The sequence below is a fragment of the Rubritalea sp. genome (assembly GCF_039830215.1).
Taxonomy (GTDB): domain Bacteria; phylum Verrucomicrobiota; class Verrucomicrobiia; order Verrucomicrobiales; family Akkermansiaceae; genus Rubritalea.
Genome location: NZ_JBDOPO010000198.1, coordinates 1 through 6,161 on the forward strand (window position 1 = coordinate 1; position 6,161 = coordinate 6,161).

General features: G+C 47.0%; 7 protein-coding genes. 1 reads left to right on the forward strand and 6 read right to left on the reverse strand.

Annotated features, from left to right (window positions below; translation table 11 throughout):
* Positions 1–484: 484 nt before the first annotated feature.
* Together rpsI and rplM are read right to left on the reverse strand one after the other, a co-directional pair.
* Positions 485–880 carry a 30S ribosomal protein S9 gene (gene rpsI, locus ABGY95_RS06530; protein ID WP_347440886.1) on the reverse strand — a complete coding sequence of 132 codons (396 nt, stop codon included), beginning with the start codon at positions 878–880 and terminating at the stop codon, positions 485–487.
* Between the two features lie 27 nt (positions 881–907).
* Complete coding sequence (gene rplM, locus ABGY95_RS06535) at positions 908–1,339, reverse strand: 50S ribosomal protein L13 (protein WP_347440887.1); 432 nt, start codon at positions 1,337–1,339, stop codon at positions 908–910.
* 237 nt (positions 1,340–1,576) lie between these two features.
* Between rplM and ABGY95_RS06540 the strand changes: the two genes are divergently transcribed.
* On the forward strand, positions 1,577–4,447 hold the full coding sequence (locus ABGY95_RS06540; protein WP_347440888.1) for a GNAT family N-acetyltransferase: 2,871 nt from the start codon (positions 1,577–1,579) through the stop codon (positions 4,445–4,447).
* 122 nt (positions 4,448–4,569) lie between these two features.
* On the opposite strand, the gene ABGY95_RS06545 is transcribed toward ABGY95_RS06540, so the two are convergent.
* From ABGY95_RS06545 to ABGY95_RS06560, 4 genes are all read right to left on the reverse strand, one after another.
* Positions 4,570–4,818 carry a S1C family serine protease gene (locus tag ABGY95_RS06545; protein WP_347440889.1) on the reverse strand — a complete coding sequence of 83 codons (249 nt, stop codon included), beginning with the start codon at positions 4,816–4,818 and terminating at the stop codon, positions 4,570–4,572.
* Between the two features lie 88 nt (positions 4,819–4,906).
* Positions 4,907–5,155, reverse strand: coding sequence for a hypothetical protein (locus ABGY95_RS06550; protein WP_347440890.1), 249 nt, complete (start codon positions 5,153–5,155; stop codon positions 4,907–4,909).
* A gap of 5 nt (positions 5,156–5,160) precedes the next feature.
* The gene (locus ABGY95_RS06555; RefSeq protein ID WP_347440891.1) at positions 5,161–5,505 is read right to left on the reverse strand and encodes a hypothetical protein; all 345 of its coding nucleotides are present in this window, start codon (positions 5,503–5,505) and stop codon (positions 5,161–5,163) included.
* Positions 5,474–5,926, reverse strand: coding sequence for a hypothetical protein (locus ABGY95_RS06560; protein ID WP_347440892.1), 453 nt, complete (start codon positions 5,924–5,926; stop codon positions 5,474–5,476). Before ABGY95_RS06560 ends, ABGY95_RS06555 begins: the two co-directional genes overlap by 32 nt.
* Positions 5,927–6,161: the final 235 nt, after the last annotated feature.

Here is a 6,161-nt window from a genome sequence, read left to right on the forward strand (position 1 = left end):
AAGCGCTTGCTCGGTTCGCCATGGAGTTTGGTGACAGAGTCCCGAACCTACGCAACATCAACCTCTAACACACACTGGAAATGCGGGCTCCGCTCAAGATCAAAATCAGCATAACTCCACATTGGGAAACCCAATGCTTCGGCCTTCCTATCGTCAGGCACTTATATGATTTTGATCTGGATCTGCGCTCCTCATCCAGTAGAAGGAAATTATCGGTCATGGCTTTGAAGAAGCAATGACCTAACTAACAGACCAAAAACACAATTTTTCTGTCAGAGCCTAAAATGCTGCTAGTACAACATGTGTATGGTGAGCATCTCACGGAGGATGTGCGCAGTTATATCCGTTTAATCTCTTTAGTGAAGTTTTAGATTGTAGTCCTCTAGGTCAAGGACTCTGATTTGTGCATGCGAAAAAATCCACACCTGCGGGCAGGCGTGGATTTTTGTAAATGAATCGGATCGATCCGAGTTCGTGTAGCGTATTATCGCTTGGAGAACTGGAAACGCTTACGCGCACCTGGACGTCCAGCTTTCTTGCGCTCTTTCATGCGTGGGTCACGACGGAGCATCATTGCAGCTTTGAGTACTGGACGAAGTTCTGCGTCGAACTGGATGAGTGAACGTGCGATGGCTAGGCGGATAGCTCCGACCTGGCCATTGAGTCCACCACCGTTAGTGGAGACGCGTACGTCAAATTTCTTAGCAAGGTTGCTAACCTCGAATGTCGCGAGGATTGCGTTTTGCTGTGTGAGTGTTGGGAAGTATTCTTCGAATGGGCGCTTGTTGATGGTAATTGCACCTGTGCCTTCGGAGATCCATGCGTGTGCAACGGCGTTCTTACGACGGCCAGTTGCGCTGTATACGTTTGCTTCGCTCATAGTGATAAAATGTTAGTGTATTAAAAATTAAGCGATTTCAAAAGCTTCTGGGTTCTGTGCCGCGTGTGCGTGCTCAGCGCCAGCATAGACGTGGAGCTTCTTGTAGATAGCGCTACCAAGTCTGTTGTGTGGAATCATTCCTTTTACCGCGCGCTCAACGAGAAGCTCTGGGTGACGCTGACGCACCTTTTTAGGTGTCTCGATTTTCTGGTTACCAACGTATCCAGTGTAAGCTGTGTAGATCTTCTGAGTCTCCTTGTTGCCAGTGAGGCGAACTTTTTCAGCGTTGATGACGATGACGTTGTCACCTGTGTCAACGTGTGGAGTGAAGATAGCTTTGTGCTTACCACGAAGTAGTACTGCAGCTTCACGAGCGACTTGACCGAGTACTTTATCAGCAGCATCGATCACGTACCATTTGCGCTCAACGTCCTGAGCTTTGGCGGAGAATGTTTTCATATATAAATTCTTGGTTGTCCTTATGTCGGGGCTAGAACGAGTTGTCGATTTAGTCTCGGGGAAGGGCGGGCAAGCTAGGAGGCGGGTTGTAAACTGTCAATTGAAATCTCGATGGATTAGTTGTATTTCTTTTGGCTCAGCCTAATTATGCTGAGCTTAAGTGGATTAGGTGACGTTGAGTTTGGTGTGAAATCATTCAAGATGGCATAAGAGATCTCTCCGTGTTAGCACACTTATATGCAGTCATTGCCGTGGAAGAAAATTGTGCCGAATGGTGGACGTGTATTTATTGGAGGTGGGGCAATGGTTCCTTTTGCTTTGGTGGAAAGTTTGCTGTCGGAGCATGAATCATTTCAGGATGTTGAGCTATTACACATCCACACTCTTGGAGATTTGCCATGGGTAGAGTCTAAGTTTGAAGGGAGCTTCCGGACCAACAGCTTCTTCCTCTCACGTAGAATGAGCGAGGCTGTGGGGGAAGGATGGGCTGACTATACTCCATGCCCGACATCTGAGATCCCACGTCTGTTTAGGAGTGGAGTGATCAGTCTCGATGCTACTTTGGTACAGGTGAGCCCACCAGATGCAGAAGGTTATGTGTCACTGGGCTTGAGTGCTGATGTGATCTACGGCGCGGTGACATCCGCGAAAAAGGTGGTGGCGCAGATCAACAAAAATGTGCCTCAAACCTACGGAGATACACGGATTCCGATGTCTTCGATTGACTACTTTATTGAACAGGATGCTGAGTTACCTTTTTTGGAAGCTTGGGAGTACAAGGGCCACCATAAGAAAATTGGGGAATACGCAGCTCAATTGATTGAGGACGGCTCCACTCTACAAGTAAGTATGGGCAATAGTCCTCAGGCGGTATTGAGGGCTTTAACCAAACATAAGCACTTAGGAATTCACACGGGCTGTTTCACCGATGAAATGATGAACCTAGTGAGGGCCGGTGCTGTTGATAATAGCATGAAGGCCTACCATAAAGGGGTGAGTGTCGCTAGTCATTGTCTGGGTTCCCAGGCACTGTGTGATTTTGTGAACCGTAACCATGAGATCGAGTTGCATAAAAGTGAGTGGAGTAACGACCCACATCGGATTGCTAAGAATAGACAGATGGTGTCAATCAATGGCGCGCGTGAGATTGATCTGACTGGTCAAGTGGTGAGAGATTCTAGAGGCCATCGTTTCTATGGAGGCATCGGAGCTACCCAAGATTTTATCCGTGGAGCAGCAATGAGCAATGGTGGCCGACCCATCATAGCGCTGGCATCGAGAGATGCTGATGGCTCTAGCCGAATTGTGACTGGGTTGACATCTGGCAGTGGCGTCTGTAGTTCGCGCGGTGATGTGCACTATGTAGTCACAGAATACGGAGTGGCTAATTTGGTCGGTCAGACGATTAGGCAGCGTGTCTTGCGCCTAGTTGAGATAGCACACCCCGATGTACGTGAATCATTGCTTGAGGGAGCTAGGATACAGAAATGGATTCCCAAAATTTATGGGTTCAAACCATCAGGAATCCACGATCAGGATGCGGGAATTGATATCAAGCGGGTTGAATTTGGCAGTATCGACTATATGAGTCGGCCGATGCATCCCAGCGACGTTCGTTCGTTGCAGGAGTTCTTTTATGCTCAGGACCAGGAAACTATACGATTACGTTATGGTCATGCGATGCCAATGTTAGACGAGGGTTCAGCCTATAGAATGTCGGCGGTGGATCAGGCGAAAGATCTAGCTATAGGAGTGTTTTACCGGGACAACCACCGAGAGCTCTTGCGAGCTGTTGGTCGATTCTATCTGGACCAAGGAGGGAAGACCGCAGAGGTTGCTTTCTTGGTGCACGAGAAGGCGCGGCGTAAAGGTATCGCTAACTACTTGCTATCTGAAATTGCTAAAATTGCGCAGGAGCGGGGGGTGAAGACATTTTGGGCGTCAGTACAAAAGCGCAACGGTCCAATGGTCAAACTGTTTATGAATCGCGGTGCAGAGCGCGAACGTATTCCTGCTGATGACAGCGACGAGTTCATTATGGAGGTGGATGAACTTGTGAAGCAATCAATTGCTTGGGAGAAGAAAAAGTCGAAGAAAAAACACAAGACTCCAGTGATAAAGGCTACTAAAAAAGCTGTGGTTAGAACGCGGGCGAAAGTCAAAAAGAAAAAGGCGCTCAAGGTGGCGATCTGGAGTTCTGAGGAATTGCTAAAGCACGACACAGGCCCAGGACATCCAGAATCAACACGGCGATACCAATACGTGCTGGATCGGCTCGAGAATGCTTTTCCAAAGGTGGAGAGGCTGGATGACCGAATTGCCTCGGTAAAAGAGATTACTTTGGTTCACTCGGCGCACTATCACGACATGGTGAAAATGGATGTAGAGAATTTTGCTGAAAACCTGCGTACGGGGGACACTGCAATTGGCGAGCATTCTTATGATGCGGCGGTTTTATCTACTGGAGGAGTGCTGAATGCTGTGGATTCAGTACTGAGCGGGGCCATCGATAGAGCGTTCTGTGCTGTGCGTCCACCTGGTCACCACGCGACACCAGACCTAGGGATGGGATTTTGTATTTTTAACCATGGTGCAATAGCTGCCCGTTATGCGCAAAAAGAACATGGATTAAAGAAGGTGGCTATAGTCGACTGGGATGTGCATTGTGGTAACGGCACTGAAGAGACTTTTTACAGAGACCCGAGTGTCTTTTATTTTTCAACCCACCAAGAGGGACATTTTCATTCCTGTGGAGATCCAAGTGAGATTGGAGAGGGAAAGGGGAAAGGTACGACGCTCAATATACCTCTGAAGCCAGGATCAGGAGACGAGGAGATTATCAAAGTGTGGAAAGAACCGTTGAGCGAAGCTTTGGTGAAATTTAAGCCAGAACTAATAATAGTATGTGCCGGCTTTGATGCGGCAGCTGGCGACCCACTCGCCGAGATGCTGGTTAGCCCCAATGGCTTTGCTGAGCTCACTAAGTTAGTCTGCAGCTATGCGGACCAATATTGTGGAGGACGCGTTGTTTCAGTTCTAGAAGGCGGCTACGAGCCAACTGTTCTAGCAAACTGTGTGGAGGCACACGTGAAGGCCTTGGCTGACTAGGTCAGGTGGGAGGACCCTGCTTTATTAAGCTGTCTACTAGTTTACAAAGTCAAGGTGTAGGCCTTTTCTGCGCATAGCAGTTTGAATCTCTTCTTCTTCTTGGGGGTTCTGGTAGATAGAACTTATGTTGAGAACGTAAATTCTTTCTTGGTGTCCTTGATCGCATCGTTGCTCGGCTCGTAGTTGTTATACCGGTGGCGTAAAATCGATAGTTTGACCGCAGAATCTTGAGGCCAAAGGCTAAGTAAACGTCGCAACCGGGTCACAGAGTCCGCGCTAGCTAGGTCAACATCATGAGCAAAGTGAATGATGTCTCCAGTTCTTAGCCCCGCTTTGTAGGCGTGCGATTTTGGACATAGCTCTAAGATCATAGGGCGCGAAGTGATTTCGTTTTCCTTGGTAATTGTCACATACCATGAAATGCTGAAACCATATCGATTGGTGAGATGAGATTGGCTTCTATTCGCTTGTTGGAGCTTTTTGAAGTTGTTCCAAGTCGATTTTCTTATTTTGGTCGAATTTTCTAACAGCGATTTTTTCAAGGATGGTATCAAAGTTATTCATGGACGATACCGCAAACTCTATCGACTGGGCTGGCTTAAGCTTCTCATTGATGAAGCCATCGATAAGTTGTTTGCTTTGCGCCGTAAGTTTTGAGGGGCTGAGTAAACAAACTGTAGCAATAAAAAGAGTGAGGTAGGTCTTCATAGTCTTTAGTGGAGTTGGTTAGAGTCAAAGTCGAAGTGGTCTGAGATGTCTCCTAGTTCTTTGAGCTTGGTAAAGGCTTCTTTTCTGAATTTAGAGGCTTCTGGGTAGTTTTCCTCGGTGAGTTTATCCGCCTCAATTTTTTGTTCTGGAGTCATTTTCTTGAGAGCTTGACTGAGCAGTTGTTGTTGTCTTTTTTTGTATGCTCCAGAGCTGGATTTGAGAGCATGTCTGGCGGCCGCTACGCCTTTGGGGAGGTCGACAACTGCTGGTATTGTAAAATAGAGATAGGAAGAGGCTATCCAATGCGAACTGTAGGTTTTATGGTTTGAGTGGTAAACTCTGTGGAACATAGCCCCTATCGTGGTTTTTTAGAGGGCCTTTATGGAGGAGATAATCATTTGCTAAAAATTGAGCCATGGTGTCGTGAGCATTACAGTTCTTGAGAGCTAAGGATTCACGTAGAAGTTTTATGATTGTTTCAGATTCCTCAGAGTATTTCTCACCCTTTTTTCTTTCCTGTACGAGGTGAAGTGCGTAATCGTGGCTAATATCTCTTGTTTTGATACCAGCATTGTAGGCTAGGATTGCTAGTTTTCCTGTATCCACACGACTTCCCGCTATGCGCGGCTTCCGGCGCGAGACCGCGCGTTCTAAGTTTTTGGCGAGGAAATGGTGTGAAGTACGAGAGCCTTCATTAGCAGCTCTTATGAAATAGGGCATAGCTCGATCTAAGTCGTCTTCAGCTATTGCGATGAGTGCTGCATCAGCCATACTCATAGGGTATCCCAATTTGGCTGCTTCGGTTACGACTTTGACTGCTTTAGTGTATACTCTAACACCATAGATTTGTTTAGCCTCTTTTGGATTCCTTAAAATTTGGTGGGCAATTTGTGGTGAGCCGAATTTATTCAGTGCCTGGATTCTAAGTTTGATCGCTTCTTTGAGTCAAAGATTGGAAGGGCGCTATAGCCTTTGAACTCAGATTCTATAGTGTACACAAATATCA

What these genes read in the sequence shown, in the direction of transcription:
- ABGY95_RS06545 (WP_347440889.1), bottom strand. Translation starts at nt 4,818, where the DNA reads ATGATCTTAGAGCTATGTCCAAAATCGCACGCCTACAAAGCGGGGCTA.
- rpsI (WP_347440886.1), bottom strand. Translation starts at nt 880, where the DNA reads ATGAGCGAAGCAAACGTATACAGCGCAACTGGCCGTCGTAAGAACGCC.
- rplM (WP_347440887.1), bottom strand. Translation starts at nt 1,339, where the DNA reads ATGAAAACATTCTCCGCCAAAGCTCAGGACGTTGAGCGCAAATGGTAC.
- ABGY95_RS06555 (WP_347440891.1), bottom strand. Translation starts at nt 5,505, where the DNA reads ATGTTCCACAGAGTTTACCACTCAAACCATAAAACCTACAGTTCGCAT.
- ABGY95_RS06540 (WP_347440888.1), top strand. Translation starts at nt 1,577, where the DNA reads ATGCAGTCATTGCCGTGGAAGAAAATTGTGCCGAATGGTGGACGTGTA.
- ABGY95_RS06560 (WP_347440892.1), bottom strand. Translation starts at nt 5,926, where the DNA reads ATGGCTGATGCAGCACTCATCGCAATAGCTGAAGACGACTTAGATCGA.
- ABGY95_RS06550 (WP_347440890.1), bottom strand. Translation starts at nt 5,155, where the DNA reads ATGAAGACCTACCTCACTCTTTTTATTGCTACAGTTTGTTTACTCAGC.